The organism is Microbispora amethystogenes (assembly GCF_016863015.1).
GTDB classification, from domain to species: domain Bacteria; phylum Actinomycetota; class Actinomycetes; order Streptosporangiales; family Streptosporangiaceae; genus Microbispora; species Microbispora amethystogenes.
The window spans coordinates 140,000-157,559 of record NZ_BOOB01000030.1 but is presented as its reverse complement, the minus strand read 5'-3'; the positions used below and the strand labels follow the sequence as shown (position 1 = coordinate 157,559).

The following is a 17,560-nucleotide window of genomic DNA, read 5'->3' as shown; positions in this document are numbered from 1 at the left end:
TCGGTGTTGACCTCGCACGCGCTGACAGGAGGCGATCGGTGATCGGACGCGCATACATCAGGGCCGCGTCCTCGGCTGCCGCGTCGCTGGCACTCGCCACGCTGGCGGTCGTGGTGATCAGCCCCATGCTCGGCGCGACCGCCGACCCGGTGAACCCGTGTGACGCCTCTCAGGGCGACGACTGCGACGTCGTCACCGTCACCGTCACCCAGACGCCGTCGCCCTCGCCCAGCCCGACCGCCGAGCCGGTGGTGACGAAGACCATCACCGTCACGCCGACGCCCAAGCGCACCACCCGCAAGCCCCAGGCGACCCACACCACCACCCCGCCCGCGTCGACCGGCGGACAGCAGGGCCAGCAGGGGCAGCAGCCTCCCGCGACCACGGAGCAGTTCCCCTCGACGACGACCGAGGTTCCCGCCGGGACGGGCGGCACGTCCGCCACCCCCACCCCGGAGACCGAGGGGCAGGTGAGCCTGCCCCCCGCGTCGGCGCCGGAGGCCACCCCGACTCCCACCGCGGCCGCGTCGTTCGAGGAGCCCGCGCCCGACACGGTGCCGTACGAGATCCGCAACGCCTCGCCCGAGTACGACAAGGCGTCGCTGGCGCACCGGCTCGCGATCCCCGCCGGCGTGCTCCTCGGCATCGCGCTGATCGCCTGGCTGATCTTCGAGGGCCGGCTCCGGCGGATGGCCCACGCCGCCGCCGTACGGCGGGGCGGCCCGGCGGTCGCCACGCCGGTCGTGCCGGAGACGCCGGCCGCCTATCCGGCGGGCTCCGGCTACGCCCCGATGGTCGGCTTCATGCCGGTCCCGTACGGGCAGCAGCCCTACCCCCAGCAGTACGCCGTGCCCTATCCGCAGCAGCCCTACGGCTACGCCGTGCCGTACGGGTACGCCCAGCCGTACGGCTATCCGGCCGGGGACCCCGCACAGGCACAGGGACAGGCACCGGCGCAGGCGCAGCAGGGCGGCGTGCCCGACCCGTGGAGCACGGCGGTCGGAGAGCCCCAGCAGCGTCCGGGCGAGGCCCCCGACGCCCAGCCCCGGCCGTAGATACCGGCAGTAGACACTCAGCACAGAACACGAGAGGCGCCGCCCGGACGAGCCGGGCGGCGCCTCTCGTGTCACGCGCGGGTCAGCGCTGGCGCTTGAAGATCTTCGAGCCCAGCCAGACCAGCGGGTCGTACTTCCGGTCGACCACGCGCTCCTTCATCGGGATGATCGCGTTGTCAGTGATCTTGATGTGCTCGGGGCAGACCTCGGTGCAGCACTTGGTGATGTTGCAGTAGCCGAGGCCGTGCTCGTCCTGCGCCGGCTCCTTGCGGTCCGCCACGTCGTACGGGTGCATGTCGAGTTCGGCGATCCGGATGAAGTAGCGCGGACCGGAGAAGTTCGGCTTGTTCTCCTCGTGGTCCCGGATCACGTGGCAGACGTTCTGGCACATGAAACACTCGATGCACTTGCGGAACTCCTGCGACCGCTCGACGTCGATCTGCTGCATGCGGTACTCGCCCGGCTTGACGTCGGCCGGCGGCGTGAACGACGGGACCTCACGGGCCTTCTGGTAGTTGAAGGACACGTCCGTCACCAGGTCCTTGATGACCGGGAACGTCCGCAGCGGCGTGACCGTGATGGTCTCGTCCTCCTCGAAGGTGGACATCCGGGTCATGCAGCCCAGGCGCGGCTTGCCGTTGATCTCCATCGAGCACGAGCCGCACTTGCCCGCCTTGCAGTTCCAGCGGACCGCGAGGTCGGGCGTCTGGGTGGCCTGCAGCCGGTGGATGACGTCGAGGACGACCTCGCCCTCGTTCACCTCGACGGTGAAGTCCTCAAGCCTGCCCTCGCCGCCCTCACCGCGCCAGACGCGGAACTTCGCCTTGTATCCCATCACGACTCCTTGACGGCGGCGTCGTACTCCGCCAGCTCTTCTTCGGTGAGGTACTTCTCCAGCTCGCCACGCTCGAACAGGCTGATCAGGTCGGAGCGCATCGACGGCTGGACCCTCTCCTCGACGTTCACGCCCGACTCGTCCGGCGTCAGCGTCACGCGCAGCAGCTTCCTGCGCCACTCCGGCGACATGCCGGGGTAGTCGTCCCGGGTGTGCCCGCCACGGCTCTCCTCACGCAGCAGCGCGGCCTTCGCCACGGCCTCGCTCACCAGCAGCATGTTGCGCAGGTCGATCGCGAGGTGCCAGCCGGGGTTGTAGATCCGGCTGCCCGCGGAGGCGGTGTTCTTCGCCCGCTCCTTGAGCTTCTCGATGACCTGGAGGGCCTCGCCGATCTCCTCGGACTTGCGGATGATGCCGACCAGGTCGTTCATCGTGCGCTGCAGCTCGTGGTGGACCTCGTACGGGTTCTCCCCGCCGGTACGCTCCAGCGGCGCCAGCGCCTCCGCCCTGGCCTCCTCGACCAGCCCGGCGGCCGCCGCCGGCCGCCTCGCCAGGCCGTCGATGTACGCCGCGGCGCCCGCGCCGGCCCGGCGGCCGAACACCAGCAGGTCCGAGAGGCTGTTGCCGCCGAGGCGGTTGGAGCCGTGCATGCCGCCGGAGACCTCGCCGGCCGCGAACAGGCCGGGCACCGAGGCCGCGCCGGTGTCGGCGTCCACCTCCACGCCGCCCATGACGTAGTGGCAGGTCGGGCCGACCTGCATGGGCTCCTTGGTGATGTCGACGTCCGCCAGCTCCTTGAACTGGTGGTGCATCGACGGCAGCCGCCGGGTGATCTCGGCGGCGGGCAGCCGGGTCGACACGTCCAGGAACACGCCGCCCTGCGGTGAGCCGCGCCCCGCCTTGACCTCCGAGTTGATCGCCCGGGCCACCTCGTCACGGGGCAGCAGCTCGGGCGGGCGGCGGTTGCCCGCCTGGTCGTCGTACCAGCGGTCCGCCTCCTCCTCGGTCGTGGCGTACTTGTCCTTGAACACGTCCGGGATGTAGTCGAACATGAACCGGCGGCCCTCGGAGTTGCGCAGGACGCCCCCGTCGCCGCGAACCGACTCCGTCACCAGGATGCCGCGCACCGACGGCGGCCAGACCATGCCCGTCGGGTGGAACTGGATGAACTCCATGTTGATGAGGTTCGCGCCGGCGAGCATGGCCAGCGCGTGCCCGTCGCCCGTGTACTCCCAGGAGTTCGACGTGACGACGAACGACTTGCCGATGCCGCCGGTGGCCAGCACCACGGCCGGAGCGTCGAAGACGACGAAGTCGCCGGTCTCCCGCCAGTAGCCGAAGGCTCCCGCGATCGCGTCGCCTTCCTTGAGCAGGCGGGTGATCGTGCACTCGGCGAAGACCTTGATGTACGCCTCGGGGTCGCCGTGCAGCTTCTCGTCCTCCTGCTGCAGGGCGACGACGCGCTGCTGCAGGGTGCGGATCATTTCCAGGCCCGTACGGTCGCCGACGTGGGCGAGCCGCGGGTACTCGTGACCGCCGAAGTTGCGCTGGCTGATCTTGCCGTCCTTGGTGCGGTCGAACAGCGCGCCCCAGGCCTCCAGCTCCCAGACCCGGTCCGGCGCCTCCTTGGCATGCAGTTCCGCCATGCGCCAGTTGTTGAGGAATTTGCCTCCGCGCATGGTGTCGCGGAAGTGCACCATCCAGTTGTCGTTCGGGTTGACGTTGCCCATCGCGGCGGCGGCGCCGCCCTCGGCCATGACCGTGTGGGCCTTGCCGAAGAGCGACTTGCAGACGATGGCCGTCCGCTTGCCCTGCTGCCGTGCCTCGATCGCCGCGCGGAGCCCCGCTCCGCCGGCTCCGATGACGACGACGTCGTATTCGTGACGCTCCACCTTGAGATCCTTACAACGACGTGCTGCTTAAGCGAACGGGAAGTTGATGACGCCCTTGGCGACGAGGCGGACGTACAGGTCCGCGACCACGATCGAGACCATGGACGCCCAGGCGAACTGCTGGTGCCGCGCGTTGAGCTTCGAGACCAGGGTCCACGCCTTGTAGCGCAGCGGGTGCCTGGAGAAGTGGTTCAGGCGCCCGGCGGTGATGTGGCGGCAGGAGTGGCAGCCGAACGTGTAGCACAGGACCAGGACCGCGTTCACCACGAGGATGACCGTGCCGAGGCCGACGTGTCCCCAGTTGCCGTCCGCGTCGCGGAAGGACAGCACCGCGTCGTACGTCAGGATCAGACCGATGATCGCGGCGACGTAGAAGAAGTAGCGGTGGACGTTCTGCAGGATCAGCGGCAGGCGCGACTCGCCCGTGTACTTGCTGTGCGGCTCGGCGACCGAGCACGCCGGCGGCGACATCCACCACGAGCGGTAGTACGACTTGCGGTAGTAGTAGCAGGTGAACCGGAACCCGCCCGGGAAGGCGAGGATCAGCAGTCCCGGCGGGAGTTTGTACCAGTCACCGAACGGAGCGAATCCGAACAGCCGGGCCCCTTCCGGACACGTCGCCGCCGCCAGGCAGGGCGACGAGAAGGGGGCGATGTACGACCCGGCGAGCATGCTCAAGTCGAACATCGCCCAGAAGCCGTAAATCAGGAACAAGAAGAGCCCGGCGAACGTGAGCACCGGAGCAAGCCACCATCGGTCGGTGCGCAGAGTGCGCACCCGGATCTGCGCGCGTTGTTTCCGTACCGCGCTCTCGGCCGTTGTCTGGGTCATCGGAGACCTTCCACCCTCACTGACTCCGCGCACGCCGGAGCGGCCGCGCGTGCTCGGGCCGGCGTTGCTCGGGCCGTGCTGCTCGGGCCGTACCGACCCTGCTGCTCAGGCCGTGCGCGTTATTGGTGGGGCACACATTACGACGAGCACATCACGAACTGTGAGGAGGGTCACTCCTCCCCGCTGTGATCTCGGTCACTTCCCCGGCAGTTTGACCACGGTGACGAAGAATTCGTCGATCTGCCGCACCACTCGGGTGAACTGCTCGAAGTCGACGGGCTTCGTGATGTACGCGTTGGCGTGCAGGTTGTATCCCCGAAGGATATCCTGCTCGGCCTCCGAAGTGGTCAGGATCACCACCGGGATGGTCCGCAGGGACGGGTCGGCCTTGACCTCCTGCAGCACCTCGAAGCCGTTCAGCCGGGGCAGGTTCAGGTCGAGCAGCACGAGGTCGGGACGCGGCGCCGAGCCGTGCGGCCCCTCGCCGCGCAGGAAGGCCAGCGCCTGTTCCCCGTCGTGGACCACGTGGAGGTTGTTGCCGACCTTGTTGTGTGAGAACGCCTCCTGGCAGAGCAGCACGTCGCCGGGGTCGTCCTCCACCAGGAGAACCTCGATCGGGCGGAACTCACTCATCGGGGTCTCCCAGGGCCGGCAGCGTCCAGCGGAACGTGGCCCCGGCGTCCCCGCCGGTGTCGAGCCAGATCCGGCCGCCATGATATTCGACAATCTTGCGGCACAGGGCCAGCCCGATGCCCGTACCGGGATAGACGTCCCGCGAGTGCAGCCGCTGGAAGATCAGGAAGATCCGGTCCGCGTACTTCGGGTCGACGCCGATCCCGTTGTCCGCGCAGCTGAACTCCCACACGTCGCCGTCCCGCCGTACGCCGACGTGGACGCGGGGCGGCTCCTCGGAGCGGAACTTGAGCGCGTTGCCCATGAGGTTCTGGAAGAGCTGGGTGAGCAGGGTCCGGTTGCCGAGGACCCTCGGCATGTCGTCGTGCGTGACCGTCGCCCCGGTGTCGGTGAGCCGGGCGTCGAGGTTGCGCAGCGCGGCGGCCAGCGCGTCGCCGCTGTCCATCTCCGCCCGCTCGTCGCTCACCCGGCCGACCCGGGAGAAGTCGAGCAGGTCGTTGATGAGCAGCTGCATGCGCCGGGCGCCGTCCACCGCGAAGGCGATGTACTGCCGGGCGCGGTCGTCGAGCCGGTCGGAGTAGCGCTGCTCCAGCATCTGGGTGAAGCTCGCCACCTTGCGCAGCGGCTCCTGTAGGTCGTGGCTCGCGACGTACGCGAACTGCTCCAGCTCCCGGTTGGAGCGCCGGAGCTCCTCGGCCTGGTCCGCGAGCTGCTGGCGGGCCTCGACGGACGACTGCCACTCGGCCATGATCCGGCGGCGCATGCCGTCGATGTGGCCGGACAGCTCCCACAGCTCGGCCGGCCGGGAGACGCCGAGCTCGTGGTCGAAGTCGCCCCCGGCGACCGCCCGGACCTGCCGGGTCAGCCGCGCGACCGGGCCGACGACGGCGCGGCGCACGATCAGCGCGCAGACGACGATGGCCAGCACCATCGCGCCGCCCAGCGCCGCGATCGCCGCGTAGATGGTCGTCCAGGCGGAGTAGAGCCGGTCCCGCGCGGTGTCGTGGAGCCGGCCCAGGGCCGCCTGCTGCCGGTCGAGCGCGGTCTTGACGGCCGCGAAGCGCTGCAGGTTGGGCCTCGCCAGGTCGGCGAGCGAGCCGGGGCCCCGGTCGAGCGTCCTGGCGACGACCGGCTCGGCGTAGTCGCGCCGCCAGGCGTCCGTTGCCTGGGTGAGCGCGAGGATCTGGCCGCGGACGCCGTAGCCCTGGGGCAGCCGGGGGACGAGCCTGGCGATGTCGTCCTTCGCCGCCCGCTCGTCGGAGACGCCCTTGCGGTAGGCGTCGAGGTACTGCTGCTCCCCGGTGAGCCCGAACCCGCGGATCGCCCCCTCCTGCGCCTGTACGGCGGTGGCGACCCGCAGCGTGTGGAGGGCGGCCGGGTCGACCGCGTCGACGAGGGTCTGCCGGGCGTCCTGCGCCTGCATGAGCGCGAGCAGGGTCGCGCTGAGGGCGATCAGGAAGACGACCAGCACGCCCGCGCCGGTGAGCAGGAACCAGCGGCTGACGGTCAGGCGGGAGTCCAGCGCGGGCGGGGTGAGCGGGGGAGGACTGAGCGGGGGCGGGCCTGCGAGGGGCGGCGGCGCGTCCGTCTCCGGCCCGCTCGTCTCTTCGGTGCTCGTCTCCGGTGTGGTCGTCATGCCCTGATCTCCCCGGCTCCCGTGATACCCGACAGGCCCGCTTTACCGCGGGAGACGAGGACGGCGGCGACGTCGTCGTGCATGGCGCCGTCGAGACTGGCGATGATGCGGTCGAGGTCGATCCCCGCCTGGGCGCGGATCAGGTTCGCCAGCCCGTCGGTGCCGAGCAGGTCCCGGTTCTCACCGACCGTGGCCTCGATCAGCCCGTCGGTGTAGAGCAGCAGCGACCACCGGTCGCCCAGCGTGACGTCGATGGGCGTCCACTCGATGTCCGGGAAGATCCCGAGCGGCGGGCCGGACGGCGTCTCGGTGACCACCCCGAGCACGCCGTCGCGCAGCAGCAGCGGCGGCGGATGGCCGATGACGTGCAGGCGGGCGGTGGTCAGGTCGGGGCTGATGGCCGCGCTGCACATCGTCGTGAAGATCTCGGGAGACTTGCGCTCGTGCCGCAGCAGCGTGTCGAGCGTCCGCAGCACGTCGTTGCCGGTCTGCCCGGCGAGGACCAGCGTGCGCCAGGCGATGCGCAGCGCCGTGCCGAGCGCGGCCTCGTCGGGCCCGTGCCCGCACACGTCGCCGATCAGCACGTGCACCGCGCCGTCGGGCGTCTGCACGGTGTCCCAGAAGTCGCCCGCCAGCAGCCCGCCCGTACGGCCGGGAAGGTAGCGGGCCTGGTGATGCAGCAGCGTGGGGTCGAGCAGCGGGACGGGCAGCAGGCCGCGTTCGAGCCGCGAGTTCTCCTTGCTGACGATGCGTTCCTGGAGCAGTTCGCGCATGGCGAGATCGGCGCGCTTGCGCTCGATCGCGTAGCGGATCGCGCGGATCAGCAGGCGGGCGTCGACGTCCTGCTTGACCAGGAAGTCCTGGGCGCCGGCCGCGACCGCCTCGATGCCGGCGTGCGTGTCGCCGAGGCCGGTGAGCACCAGCACGGCCGTGTCGGGGGCCATGGCGATGACCTGCTCCAGCGCCTCCAGCCCGGTGGCGTCGGGCAGGGAGAGGTCGACGACCACGCACTGCACGTCGTCGGTCAGCCGCTCGCGCCCCTCGGACAGCGTCCGCGCCCAGGTGATCTTCGGCGGCCTGTCGGCGCCCGCCAGCAGCTCCTCGACGAGGAACGCGTCGCCGGCGTCGTCCTCGATCAGCAGGAGCGTCAGCGGATCGGGCAGGTCAGGTGGGACGGGGGTCACGAACGCCTCTCGGTCAGCGTCGGCAGCAGCGTGGGGACAAACTTATCGTCAGGGGAAGGCGCGGTGCGGCTCACATGCCCACTCGCATGCCTACTCACATCGCTACTCACATCGCTACTCACATGGCGACGAGCGCCTCGATTCCGGGAGCGAGGGTTCCGTCGTGTGCGGCCTCGCTCAGGAACGACAGTAGCGTCGAACGGAAGGCCTGCGCCGCCCGCGTCGGCTCCACGTCCTTGCGGTGGGCGAGGGCGACCGTACGGCGGAGCCCCGGCACCAGCGGCGTGCCCACCAGCCCCGGCCGGTTCTCCAGCACCATCGACGGCACCACGGCGATGCCGAGCCCCGCCTCGACGAACCGCAGCACCGCGTCCATCTCCCCGCCCTCCACCGCGAAGCGCGGCTCGAAACCCGCCTGACGGCAGGCGGCGAGCGTCGCCTCCCGCACGTCGTACCCCCGGCGGAACATCACCAGGGGCCGTCCGCGCAGGTCCTCGATCCGCATGTACGGCTTGCGCCCCCGGTCGCCCCCGGAGGCCACGACGAGATCCTCGCTCAGGATCTCCTGGGTGACCAGGGACGGATCGCTGCTCTGCAGCGGCAGGATGATCAGCGCCAGGTCGAGCTGGCCGCGGGCGAGGTCCCGCACCAGGTCGCGAGACCCGCCCTCCTCGACCCGCAACTCCACGCCCGGGTAGTCGCGGTGGAAGCGGGCCAGCGCGTCGGCCAGCAACCCGGCGCACAGCGAGGGGGTCGCCCCGAGGCGGACCCGCCCCCGACGCAGCCCCGCGAGCTCGGCGACCTCGCGCCGGGCCGTGTCGGCGTCGGCCAGGATGCGGCGGGCGAGCGGGAGCAGCGCCTCACCCGCCGGGGTGAGTGTGACGTTCCCCCGCGCCCGGCTGAACAGCGGGGCTCCCAGCTCCGTCTCAAGGCTCTTGATCTGCTTGCTCAGCGACGGCTGGGCGACCCGCATCCGCTCGGCGGCCTGGGTGAAGTGCCGCGTCTCTGCCACGGCCGTGAAGTAGGCCAGTTGCTGGAGCTGCACGGCTCAATAGCCTACGGCTATGGTCTCCGGCCACCCGATGCGGCCCCCGGATTGTGAGTTTCGTCGCACCCGCGCGCCGCCTCCCGGCCCGGCATCGGTACGGGGCAGAGGGCATAGCCCTCGGCTATCGAAACCAGATCCGCCATGACTTGGACGCCTCGAAAGAGCGAATCTAGCGTTTTGATACGTGACTGCCACCATTGACCACTCTGTCGACCACGGCTCTGGTTCTGTCGATCACGGTTCTGTGGATCACGGCTCTGGGGGACGTGGTTCGGCGACCGCGCCCGTTCCCCGGCGGGACGTGCCCCGCGCGCCGGCCCGCCCCGGCCCGCGTACGCCCGCCCGGCGCGGCCTGTTCGGCACCTCCGCCGGCAGGAAGGCCGTCATGGCCGTCACGGGCGCCGTGCTCGTGCTCTTCCTGGTCGGCCACATGCTCGGCAACCTCAAGATCTTCCTGGGCGCCGACTCGTTCAACCACTACGCCGACTGGCTGCGCACCGTGGGCTCGCCCGCGCTGCCCGACCGGACCCTGCTGACGATCACCGAGATCGCGCTCGTGCTCGCCGTCGCGCTGCACATGTGGGCGGCCGTGTCGCTCGCGCGCCGGGCGGCCAAGGCGCGGCCCGTCAAGTACGCGGCCAAGCGGAAGTCGCAGGCCAGTGGATACGCCACGCACACCATGCGGTGGGGCGGCGTGATCATCGTGCTGTTCGTGATCTGGCACCTGCTCGACATGACCTTCGGCACCGTGAACCCCGGAGGCGGCGACGCCACGCCGTACGACCGCATGATCGCCGGCTTCCAGCCCGGCCGCTGGTGGGTGGGACTGTTCTACCTGGTCGCCATGGTCATGGTCGGCCTTCACCTGCGGCACGGCCTGTGGAGCGCGTTCCAGTCGCTCGGCCTCACCCGCCGCCCCCGCGTCCGGAACGCGCTCAGGGTGGGCGCCGCCGTGGTCTCCGCGGTGCTCGTGATCGGGTTCGTCGCGGCGCCCGTCTGCATCATGATCGGAGTGGTCAAGTGAAGTTCCGCCGCCGCACCCAGCAGGAGCAGAGCACCCCGCCCCTGACTCAGCCTGCGTCCCAGCCCGGCGCGTACCGGACCGGCGAGCCCATCCGGGACACCAAGGCGCCGTCGGGTCCCGTCGAGGACCGCTGGGACACCCGGCGCTTTCAGGCGAAGCTGGTCAACCCCGCCAACAAGCGCAAGCTGACCGTCATCGTGGTCGGCACCGGGCTGGCCGGCGGCTCGGCCGCCGCGACGCTCGGCGAGCTGGGCTACAAGGTCAAGTCGTTCTGCTACCAGGACTCGCCCCGGCGGGCCCACTCGATCGCCGCGCAGGGCGGCATCAACGCCGCCAAGAACTACCGCGGCGACGGCGACAGCGTCTACCGGCTGTTCTACGACACCGTCAAGGGCGGCGACTTCCGCGCCCGCGAGTCGAACGTCTACCGCCTCGCCCAGGTGAGCGTGAACATCATCGACCAGGCCGTGGCGCAGGGAGTGCCGTTCGCCCGCGAGTACGGCGGCCTGCTCGACACCCGCTCCTTCGGCGGCGCCCAGGTGTCGCGCACCTTCTACGCCCGCGGCCAGACGGGCCAGCAGCTGCTGCTCGGCGCCTACCAGGCGCTGGAGCGGCAGATCGCGGCCGGCACGGTCGAGATGCACACCCGCCACGAGATGCTGGAGATCGTCGTCAGCGGCGGGCGGGCCAGGGGCGTCGTGGTCCGCGACATGGTCACCGGCGAGATCGAGACCCACCTCGCCGACGCGGTCGTGCTGGCCACCGGCGGCTACGGCAACGTGTTCTTCCTGTCCACCAACGCCAAGGGCTGCAACACCACGGCGATCTGGCGGGCGCACAAGAAGGGCGCGTACTTCGGCAACCCCTGCTTCACCCAGATCCACCCGACCTGCATCCCCGTCAGCGGTGACTACCAGTCGAAGCTGACCCTGATGTCGGAGTCGCTGCGCAACGACGGCCGCGTCTGGGTGCCGCTGCGCAAGGGCGACGACCGGGCCCCCGCCGACATCCCCGAGGACGAGCGCGACTACTACCTGGAGCGCATCTACCCGGCGTTCGGCAACCTGGTGCCGCGCGACATCGCCAGCCGGGCCGCCAAGAACGTCTGCGACGAGGGCCGCGGCGTCGGCCCGGGCGGTCTCGGCGTCTACCTCGACTTCGCCGACGCCATCGCCCGGCTCGGCCGCGACGCCGTCGAGAAGAAGTACGGCAACCTCTTCGAGATGTACGAGCGCATCACCGGCGAGAACCCGTACGAGGTCCCGATGCGCATCTACCCGGCCGTCCACTACACCATGGGCGGGCTGTGGGTGGACTACGACCTCCAGTCGACCATCCCCGGGCTCTTCGTGATCGGCGAGGCCAACTTCTCCGACCACGGAGCGAACCGCCTGGGCGCCTCGGCCCTCATGCAGGGCCTGGCGGACGGCTACTTCGTGCTGCCGACGACGATCGGCGACTACCTCGCCGGGGCCGGCGCCTTCGGGCCGGTCGAGGAGGACGACGTCGCGGAGGCCAGGACGGCCGTCCAGGACAAGATCGACAGGCTCCTCGCCGTGAACGGCACCCGTACGGCCGACTCCTACCACCGCGAGCTCGGCCGGATCATGTGGGACTACTGCGGCATGGAGCGCACCGAGGAGTCGCTGCGCAAGGCGCTGGAGCGCATCCCCGAGCTGCGCGAGGAGTTCTGGAACAACGTCAAGGTGCCGGGCGACGCCGAGGGGCTCAACCAGGCGCTCGAACGGGCCGGCCGGGTGGCCGACTTCTTCGAGCTGGCCGAGCTGATGTGCGTCGACGCCCTGCACCGCACCGAGTCGTGCGGCGGCCACTTCCGGGCCGAGTCCCAGGACGCCGACGGCGAGGCGCTGCGCGACGACGAGAACTTCGCGTACGTCGCCGCGTGGGAGTGGACCCCCGACGGCCCGGTCCTGCACAAGGAAGAGCTGGACTACGAGTACGTGAAGATGACCCAGCGGAGCTACAAGTGAACCTGACCCTGAAGATCTGGCGCCAGTCCGGCTCCTCCGACAAGGGGCGGATGGTGACCTACCGGGTCGAGGACGTCTCCCCGGACATGTCGTTCCTGGAGATGCTCGACGTGCTGAACGAGCGGCTGATCCTGGAGGGCGACGACCCGGTCGCCTTCGACCACGACTGCCGCGAGGGCATCTGCGGCATGTGCGGCATGGTCATCAACGGGGTGGCGCACGGCGAGCAGCGCGCGACCACCACCTGCCAGCTGCACATGCGGCACTTCGAGGACGGCGCCGTCATCACCATCGAGCCGTGGCGGGCCGCCCCCTTCCCGGTGATCAAGGACCTGGTGGTGGACCGGTCGTCGTTCGACCGGATCATCCAGGCGGGTGGGTTCGTCTCCGTCCCCGCAGGGTCCGCGCCCGACGCGCACGCCATGCCGGTGCCGAAGGAGGACGCGGACGCCGCCTTCGACGCCGCGACCTGCATCGGCTGCGGCGCCTGCGTCGCGGCCTGCCCCAACGGTTCGGCCTCGCTGTTCACCGCCGCGAAGATCACCCACCTCGGCCTGCTGCCGCAGGGGCAGCCGGAGCGCGACTCCCGGGCCAGGGCGATGGTCGAGCAGATGGACGCCGAGGGCTTCGGCGGCTGCACCAACACCGGCGAGTGCACGGCCGTGTGCCCCAAGGGCATCCCGTTCGACACCATCGCCCAGATGAACGCCGACTACCTCAGGTCGGCCTCAAGCTAGCTCTGGGGACCCGACTTCCGGTGTCCGGGCACATAACCTCCCCTGCTCCCGGGTAACGTGTGATTTGTGTTGGCGTAACACGTCTGCCGTGAACCCGCAGACGAGGGAGTGTGCATGGCCGTGTCCGGTCCCCGTTCGACCTTGAAAGTCGCGTCAGTCGCGCGAGGCGACGCCCTCGTCGTGCGCATGCAGGGAGACCTGGACGCCGTCACCGCCCACCTGCTGCGGGAGGAGCTGCGGCAGGTCTGGGAGTCGTCCAGAACCTCCGTTCTCGTCATCGACGTCGCCGAGGTGATGTTCTGCGACTCGCGGGGGCTGAGCGAGCTGATCTCCGCGCTCCAGCGGGGTCAGGCCGCGAACGTCAGGCTGATCCTGACCGGCGTGCAGGGCGTGCTGCGCCGGGTGCTGACGATCACAGGTCTGCGCAACGTCTTCGAGCAGCATCCGACGGTCGAGGAGGCGCTCGCCGACGCGTCGGACGCGGGTCCCCGGGAACCCCGCGGCCCGGAGATGGGCGGCCTGTACGAGATCGCGGGCGACCGCTGACGTGATCAGGCGCCCTTCGCGAGCGGAAGCCACAGCACGAAGAACGCCCCGCGGGTGGGCGACTCCTTGACCCGCAGGCCGCCGCCGTGCGCTTCCGCGATCTCCTTGGCGATGGTCAGGCCGAGGCCGGTGCCGCCCTGCGCACGGCTGCGGGCGGCGTCCAGCCGGTAGAACGGATCGAAGACCCGCTCCCACTGCCCTTGGGGGATCCCGTCCCCGTCGTCGGTGACCATCAGCTCGCCGGTGTGTTCCCCGTGCCGGACCTCCACCCGGACACGGGTCCTCGCATGCCGCACCGCGTTGTCGAGCAGGTTGACCAGGGCGCGCCGGACGAGGTCTCCCGCCACCTCGACCACGACCCCCGGCCGGAGGCTCAGGCGGACGCTGCACCCCCAGGACCGGAGGGTGGTCTCCTCCTGTACGAGGCGGCCCAGGTCCAGTCGCATCATCGACCCGGGCTCCGCGGCGCGCAGCCTGGTGAGCAGCAGTAGATCGGTGACGATCGCCTCCAGCCGGTCGACGTCGCCGAGCGTCTGCTCCAGCAGGGCCGGCAGGCTGGTGTCGTCCGGATGCGACTGTGCGTCCTCCAGCCGCATGCGCAACGCCGCGAGCGGGGTGCGCAGTTCGTGCGAGACGTCGGCGGCGCACCGCCGCTGCCGCTCGCGCAGCTCCTTGAGCTGACGGTTCGCCTCGTCGAGGCGCGCGAGGGTGCCGTTGACACTGCGGCCGAGCCGCGAGACCGGCCCGGACCCGTACGGCTCGGGGACCCGGCCCACGCCTTCGCCCCGCTTCTCTTCGCCATGCCTTTCTTCGCCGCGGTTGACGGCGTCCAGCCTCCGGGCGATCTCGTTCACCCGTCGCAGCGTGCGGTGTGGTCGTTCCGGAGACATGGTCGGTCGCTCCTCGAAGGCCGGGTGGCCTCACGTATCCAGAATCCGCGTTCAACCGCTCCCCTGCCAGGACACACCCAACCTTGGTGCGAGACTCCCCCTCAGCTGGGAAAACGCACCCTAGTGTGGAGGTATGGAACGCAGCCGTTTCCTGGGAGAGTTCCTGCGGGCGCGCCGCGAGGCCACGCCGGTCGAGCAGGTGGGTCTGGCACGGGTCGGTCACCGCCGCACCCCGGGGCTCCGCCGGGAGGAGGTGGCCGTCCTGGCGGGCATCAGCACCGACTACTACTCCCGGCTGGAACAGGGGCGCGAACGCAATCCCTCCGACCAGGTCCTCGGCGCCCTCGCGAGGGTCATGTGCCTCGACGCCGAGGCCGTCGAGTATCTGCACGCGCTCGCCCACCCGTTACCGAAGGTGTACCGGGTCGTGGATCACCGGGAGGAGGCCGCCCCCACCCTCCTGCGGGTGCTGCGCGGGTGGACGCACACACCCGGGTTCATCATCGACCGCTGGATGAACATGCTCGCGACCAACCGCCTGGCCGATGCGCTCTACGCGGGGATGGAGCACAACGACAACCTGATCCGGCTGGTCTTCCTCAACCCCGAGGCCCTCCACTTCTACGCGGACTGGGAGAAGACCGCCTATCTCAAGGCGGCGCATCTGCGGGGGGTCGCGGCGATGGATCCGCACGATCCGCTCCTGCCGCGGTTCGTCCAGGAGCTCTCGGCGCACAACGAGGAGTTCCGCCGCCTGCGGGGCCAGCACGACCTGCGTCCGAGGACGAACGACACCAAACGGTTCCGGCATCGGCTGGCCGGCGAGTTGGCGTTCGAGTACGACTTCTACACCGCCAAGAGCGCCCCCGGCCAGCAACTCGTCCTCATGCAGGTCGGGCCGGACAGCACGGCGGAACAGGGATTGGCGGCCCTGTGCGCCCTCGCCGATTCCGCTGTCAATGTCATCCGGCTCGCCCCGGCGCCCGAGCCGGTGCCGTTCGGAAAGACGGTGGTGAGCGATCGAGGGTGAGGCGTCGTGAACATCACCGCCTTGCCTGTCCCTGTCGCCGTGGGATGCTCAGAGGTGTAGCTTCTCTGTAGATCTTTCCGGGCTGAGGACAGGCGATGACGACGAGACTTGCCGTCACGGTGAGCCATGAGGCGACGCACACTCTCGTCACCCTGACCGGCGAACTCGACGTGATCTCCGGTGAGCGGCTGCGCCCCGCGCTCGACAAGCTGCTCGACGAGGGCCACGCCCGGCTCGTCCTCGACACCACCGGGCTCGGGTTCTGCGACTCCATGGGGCTGCGGCTGCTGCTGGAGGCGCACGACCGGGCCGTCGAGGCGGGCGGCTTCCTGAAGCTGGCCGGAGTGGGCGGCGCCTTCCGCAGGATCCTCACGGTGACCGGGCTGTACGCCGCCTTCTCCATCTACGAGACCCTCCCCGACGCGCTCGCAGCCGTGACCGACTGACCGGCCGGTCGGGCGCACCGGGTCGCGCGGCCGGCGGGAAAACGATTTGCCCTCCGACCTGCGATCTTGCGAGGCTGGAACGGCCATGCGCTCTCTTCCTGTGACCGATCCCGGCACTCCCGACGCCCGCGGGCCCCTCCGGTACCTGTGGTGGGTGGCGCGCGCCCAGGCCGCCCCGCTGCTGGCCGGAATGGGCCTGGCGGTGCTGTGGTGGCTGGGCCAGGCCATGGTGCCGTCCGCGCTCGGCCGGGCGATCGACGCCGTCACCGCGGCGGACTCGGGAACGCTCCTCGCCTGGTCGGCGGTGCTGCTCGGGCTCGGCGTGCTCCAGGCGGTCACCGGTGTGCTGCGCCACCGCTTCGCCGTCTTCACCTGGCTGTCGGCGGCGTACCGCACGGTGCAGGTCACCGTGCGGCAGGCCGCGCGGCTGGGGGCGACGCTGCCCAAGCGCCTGTCCACCGGCGAGGTCGTCAGCGTGGGCAACTCCGACATCGCGCAGATCGGCAACGCGATGGAGATCCTCCTGCGCGGCGCCGGGGCGGCCGTCTCGATCGTCGCGGTGACGGTGATCCTCATCGCCACCTCGGTCCCGCTCGGCCTGGTCGTGCTGATCGGCGTGCCGTTGATGGCGGCCGCCGTGGGCCCCCTGCTCAGGCCGCTGCACCGGCGCCAGCACGAGCAGCGCGACCTGCAGGGCGACCTCGCCACCCGCGCCGCCGACATCGTGGCGGGCCTGCGGGTGCTGCGGGGCGTCGGCGGCGAGCAGGTCTTCGCCGCGCGCTACCGCGAGGAGTCCCAGCGCGTACGCCACGCCGGCGTCCGGGTGGCCTCGGTGGAGTCCCTGCTCGAAGGCGCCCAGATCCTGCTGCCGGGCGTGCTGATCGCGTGCGTGACCTGGCTCGGCGCGCACTTCGCGCTCGACGGCCGCATCACCCCCGGCCAGCTCGTGGCGTTCTACGGCTACGCGGTCTTCCTGATCGCGCCGCTGCGCACGCTGACCGAGGCCGCCGACAAGCTCACCAAGGGGCACGTGGCGGCCCGCCGGGTCTGCCGGATCCTGTCACTGGAGCCCGAGATCACCGGTGGCGACGCCCCCTTCTCCGCCGGCGAGGGCACGCTCCGCGACGGCGAGTCGGGCGTCGAGGTCCGGCCCGGACGGCTGACCGCGCTCGCCGCGGCCTCGCCCGAGGACGCGATCGCCGTCGCCGACCGTTTGGGCGCCTTCGCCCCCGGTGACGTGACGCTCGGCGGCGCGCCGCTGGCGGACCTGCCGCTCGCCGAGGTCAGGGAGCACATCGTGGTCGCCGACAACGGCGCGCGGCTGTTCTCCGGACGGCTGCGCGACGAACTGGACGTGCGCGGCACGGCCGGCGACGAGGAGATCGGCCAGGCGCTGTACGCGGCCTGCGCCGAGGACATCGTGGCGGCCCTGCCCGAAGGGCTCGACGCGTACGTGGCCGAGTCGGGCCGGGAGTTCTCCGGCGGCCAGCAGCAGCGGCTGCGGCTGGCCCGGGCGCTGCTCGCCGACCCCGAGATCCTGATCATGGTCGAGCCGACCAGCGCCGTCGACGCGCACACCGAGGCGCGCGTCGCCGAGCGGCTGGGCAAGGCGCGGGCCGGCCGGACGACCCTCGTCTGCACGACCAGCCCGCTCGTGCTCGACCGGGCCGACCACGTGCTGTACGTCGAGGGCGGCGTGGTGCGGGCCGAGGGCGGCCACCGTGCGCTGCTCGGCACGTCGCCCGGTTATCGCTCGGCCGTCACCCGCGGAGAGGACTGAGA

Annotated in this window: 16 protein-coding genes; 8 read left to right on the top strand and 8 right to left on the bottom strand. The window is 70.8% G+C overall.

Annotation, left to right across the window (positions count from 1 at the left end):
- The first annotated feature begins 38 nt into the window (after positions 1-38).
- The gene (locus Mam01_RS21200; RefSeq protein ID WP_204286965.1) at positions 39-1,055 is read left to right on the top strand and encodes a hypothetical protein; all 1,017 of its coding nucleotides are present in this window, start codon (positions 39-41) and stop codon (positions 1,053-1,055) included.
- Between the two features lie 82 nt (positions 1,056-1,137).
- Here the strand turns inward: Mam01_RS21200 and Mam01_RS21195 are convergent, their stop codons facing one another.
- From Mam01_RS21195 to Mam01_RS21165, 7 genes are all read right to left on the bottom strand, one after another.
- On the bottom strand, positions 1,138-1,890 hold the full coding sequence (locus Mam01_RS21195) for a succinate dehydrogenase/fumarate reductase iron-sulfur subunit (protein ID WP_204286964.1): 753 nt from the start codon (positions 1,888-1,890) through the stop codon (positions 1,138-1,140).
- Positions 1,890-3,782 carry a fumarate reductase/succinate dehydrogenase flavoprotein subunit gene (locus Mam01_RS21190; protein ID WP_150937859.1) on the bottom strand — a complete coding sequence of 631 codons (1,893 nt, stop codon included), beginning with the start codon at positions 3,780-3,782 and terminating at the stop codon, positions 1,890-1,892. The genes Mam01_RS21195 and Mam01_RS21190 overlap by 1 nt, the downstream gene beginning before the upstream one ends.
- A gap of 27 nt (positions 3,783-3,809) precedes the next feature.
- On the bottom strand, positions 3,810-4,613 hold the full coding sequence (gene sdhC, locus Mam01_RS21185; RefSeq protein WP_150937861.1) for a succinate dehydrogenase subunit SdhC: 804 nt from the start codon (positions 4,611-4,613) through the stop codon (positions 3,810-3,812).
- Between the two features lie 195 nt (positions 4,614-4,808).
- A complete protein-coding gene (locus tag Mam01_RS21180) occupies positions 4,809-5,246 on the bottom strand; it encodes a response regulator (RefSeq protein ID WP_204286963.1) in 438 nt (145 codons plus the stop codon).
- A complete protein-coding gene (locus Mam01_RS21175) occupies positions 5,239-6,882 on the bottom strand; it encodes a sensor histidine kinase (protein WP_204286962.1) in 1,644 nt (547 codons plus the stop codon). The genes Mam01_RS21180 and Mam01_RS21175 overlap by 8 nt, the downstream gene beginning before the upstream one ends.
- Positions 6,879-8,066, bottom strand: a complete 1,188-nt coding sequence (locus tag Mam01_RS21170) for a PP2C family protein-serine/threonine phosphatase (protein ID WP_204286961.1) — start codon at positions 8,064-8,066, stop codon at positions 6,879-6,881. The genes Mam01_RS21175 and Mam01_RS21170 overlap by 4 nt, the downstream gene beginning before the upstream one ends.
- Before the next feature lie 118 nt (positions 8,067-8,184).
- A complete protein-coding gene (locus Mam01_RS21165; RefSeq protein WP_204286960.1) occupies positions 8,185-9,111 on the bottom strand; it encodes a LysR family transcriptional regulator in 927 nt (308 codons plus the stop codon).
- A gap of 304 nt (positions 9,112-9,415) precedes the next feature.
- On the opposite strand from Mam01_RS21165, the gene Mam01_RS21160 reads away from it, so the two are divergent.
- From Mam01_RS21160 to Mam01_RS21145, 4 genes are all read left to right on the top strand, one after another.
- Positions 9,416-10,138, top strand: a complete 723-nt coding sequence (locus Mam01_RS21160) for a succinate dehydrogenase cytochrome b subunit (RefSeq protein WP_239101485.1) — start codon at positions 9,416-9,418, stop codon at positions 10,136-10,138.
- Positions 10,139-10,179: 41 nt separating this feature from the next.
- Complete coding sequence (locus Mam01_RS21155) at positions 10,180-12,129, top strand: fumarate reductase/succinate dehydrogenase flavoprotein subunit (protein ID WP_204286987.1); 1,950 nt, start codon at positions 10,180-10,182, stop codon at positions 12,127-12,129.
- The gene (locus Mam01_RS21150) at positions 12,126-12,866 is read left to right on the top strand and encodes a succinate dehydrogenase/fumarate reductase iron-sulfur subunit (RefSeq protein WP_150937872.1); all 741 of its coding nucleotides are present in this window, start codon (positions 12,126-12,128) and stop codon (positions 12,864-12,866) included. The genes Mam01_RS21155 and Mam01_RS21150 overlap by 4 nt, the downstream gene beginning before the upstream one ends.
- A 141-nt stretch (positions 12,867-13,007) precedes the next feature.
- On the top strand, positions 13,008-13,412 hold the full coding sequence (locus tag Mam01_RS21145) for an STAS domain-containing protein (RefSeq protein WP_204286959.1): 405 nt from the start codon (positions 13,008-13,010) through the stop codon (positions 13,410-13,412).
- A gap of 5 nt (positions 13,413-13,417) precedes the next feature.
- Here Mam01_RS21145 and Mam01_RS21140 read toward each other — a convergent pair whose 3' ends face one another.
- Entirely contained in the window at positions 13,418-14,266 is an 849-nt protein-coding gene (locus tag Mam01_RS21140; RefSeq protein ID WP_204286958.1) for a sensor histidine kinase, read from the bottom strand.
- Positions 14,267-14,435: 169 nt separating this feature from the next.
- Here Mam01_RS21140 and Mam01_RS21135 point away from each other — a divergent pair, with 169 nt between their 5' ends.
- The 3 genes from Mam01_RS21135 to Mam01_RS21125 all read left to right on the top strand — a co-directional run bounded on the left by Mam01_RS21135 (position 14,436) and on the right by Mam01_RS21125 (position 17,558).
- A complete protein-coding gene (locus Mam01_RS21135; protein ID WP_204286957.1) occupies positions 14,436-15,332 on the top strand; it encodes a helix-turn-helix transcriptional regulator in 897 nt (298 codons plus the stop codon).
- A 95-nt stretch (positions 15,333-15,427) separates the two neighbouring features.
- Positions 15,428-15,778 (top strand): STAS domain-containing protein, encoded by a 351-nt coding sequence (locus tag Mam01_RS21130; protein ID WP_204286956.1) that lies wholly within the window; start codon positions 15,428-15,430, stop codon positions 15,776-15,778.
- Positions 15,779-15,863: 85 nt separating this feature from the next.
- Positions 15,864-17,558, top strand: a complete 1,695-nt coding sequence (locus Mam01_RS21125; RefSeq protein ID WP_204286955.1) for an ABC transporter ATP-binding protein — start codon at positions 15,864-15,866, stop codon at positions 17,556-17,558.
- The last annotated feature ends 2 nt before the right edge of the window (positions 17,559-17,560 follow it).

Bases quoted from the DNA above. Each gene is read 5' to 3' on its own strand.
- Mam01_RS21195 (WP_204286964.1), bottom strand. From the start codon at position 1,890: ATGGGATACAAGGCGAAGTTCCGCGTCTGGCGCGGTGAGGGCGGCGAG.
- sdhC (WP_150937861.1), bottom strand. From the start codon at position 4,613: ATGACCCAGACAACGGCCGAGAGCGCGGTACGGAAACAACGCGCGCAG.
- Mam01_RS21180 (WP_204286963.1), bottom strand. From the start codon at position 5,246: ATGAGTGAGTTCCGCCCGATCGAGGTTCTCCTGGTGGAGGACGACCCC.
- Mam01_RS21175 (WP_204286962.1), bottom strand. From the start codon at position 6,882: ATGACGACCACACCGGAGACGAGCACCGAAGAGACGAGCGGGCCGGAG.
- Mam01_RS21135 (WP_204286957.1), top strand. From the start codon at position 14,436: ATGGAACGCAGCCGTTTCCTGGGAGAGTTCCTGCGGGCGCGCCGCGAG.
- Mam01_RS21130 (WP_204286956.1), top strand. From the start codon at position 15,428: ATGACGACGAGACTTGCCGTCACGGTGAGCCATGAGGCGACGCACACT.
- Mam01_RS21125 (WP_204286955.1), top strand. From the start codon at position 15,864: ATGCGCTCTCTTCCTGTGACCGATCCCGGCACTCCCGACGCCCGCGGG.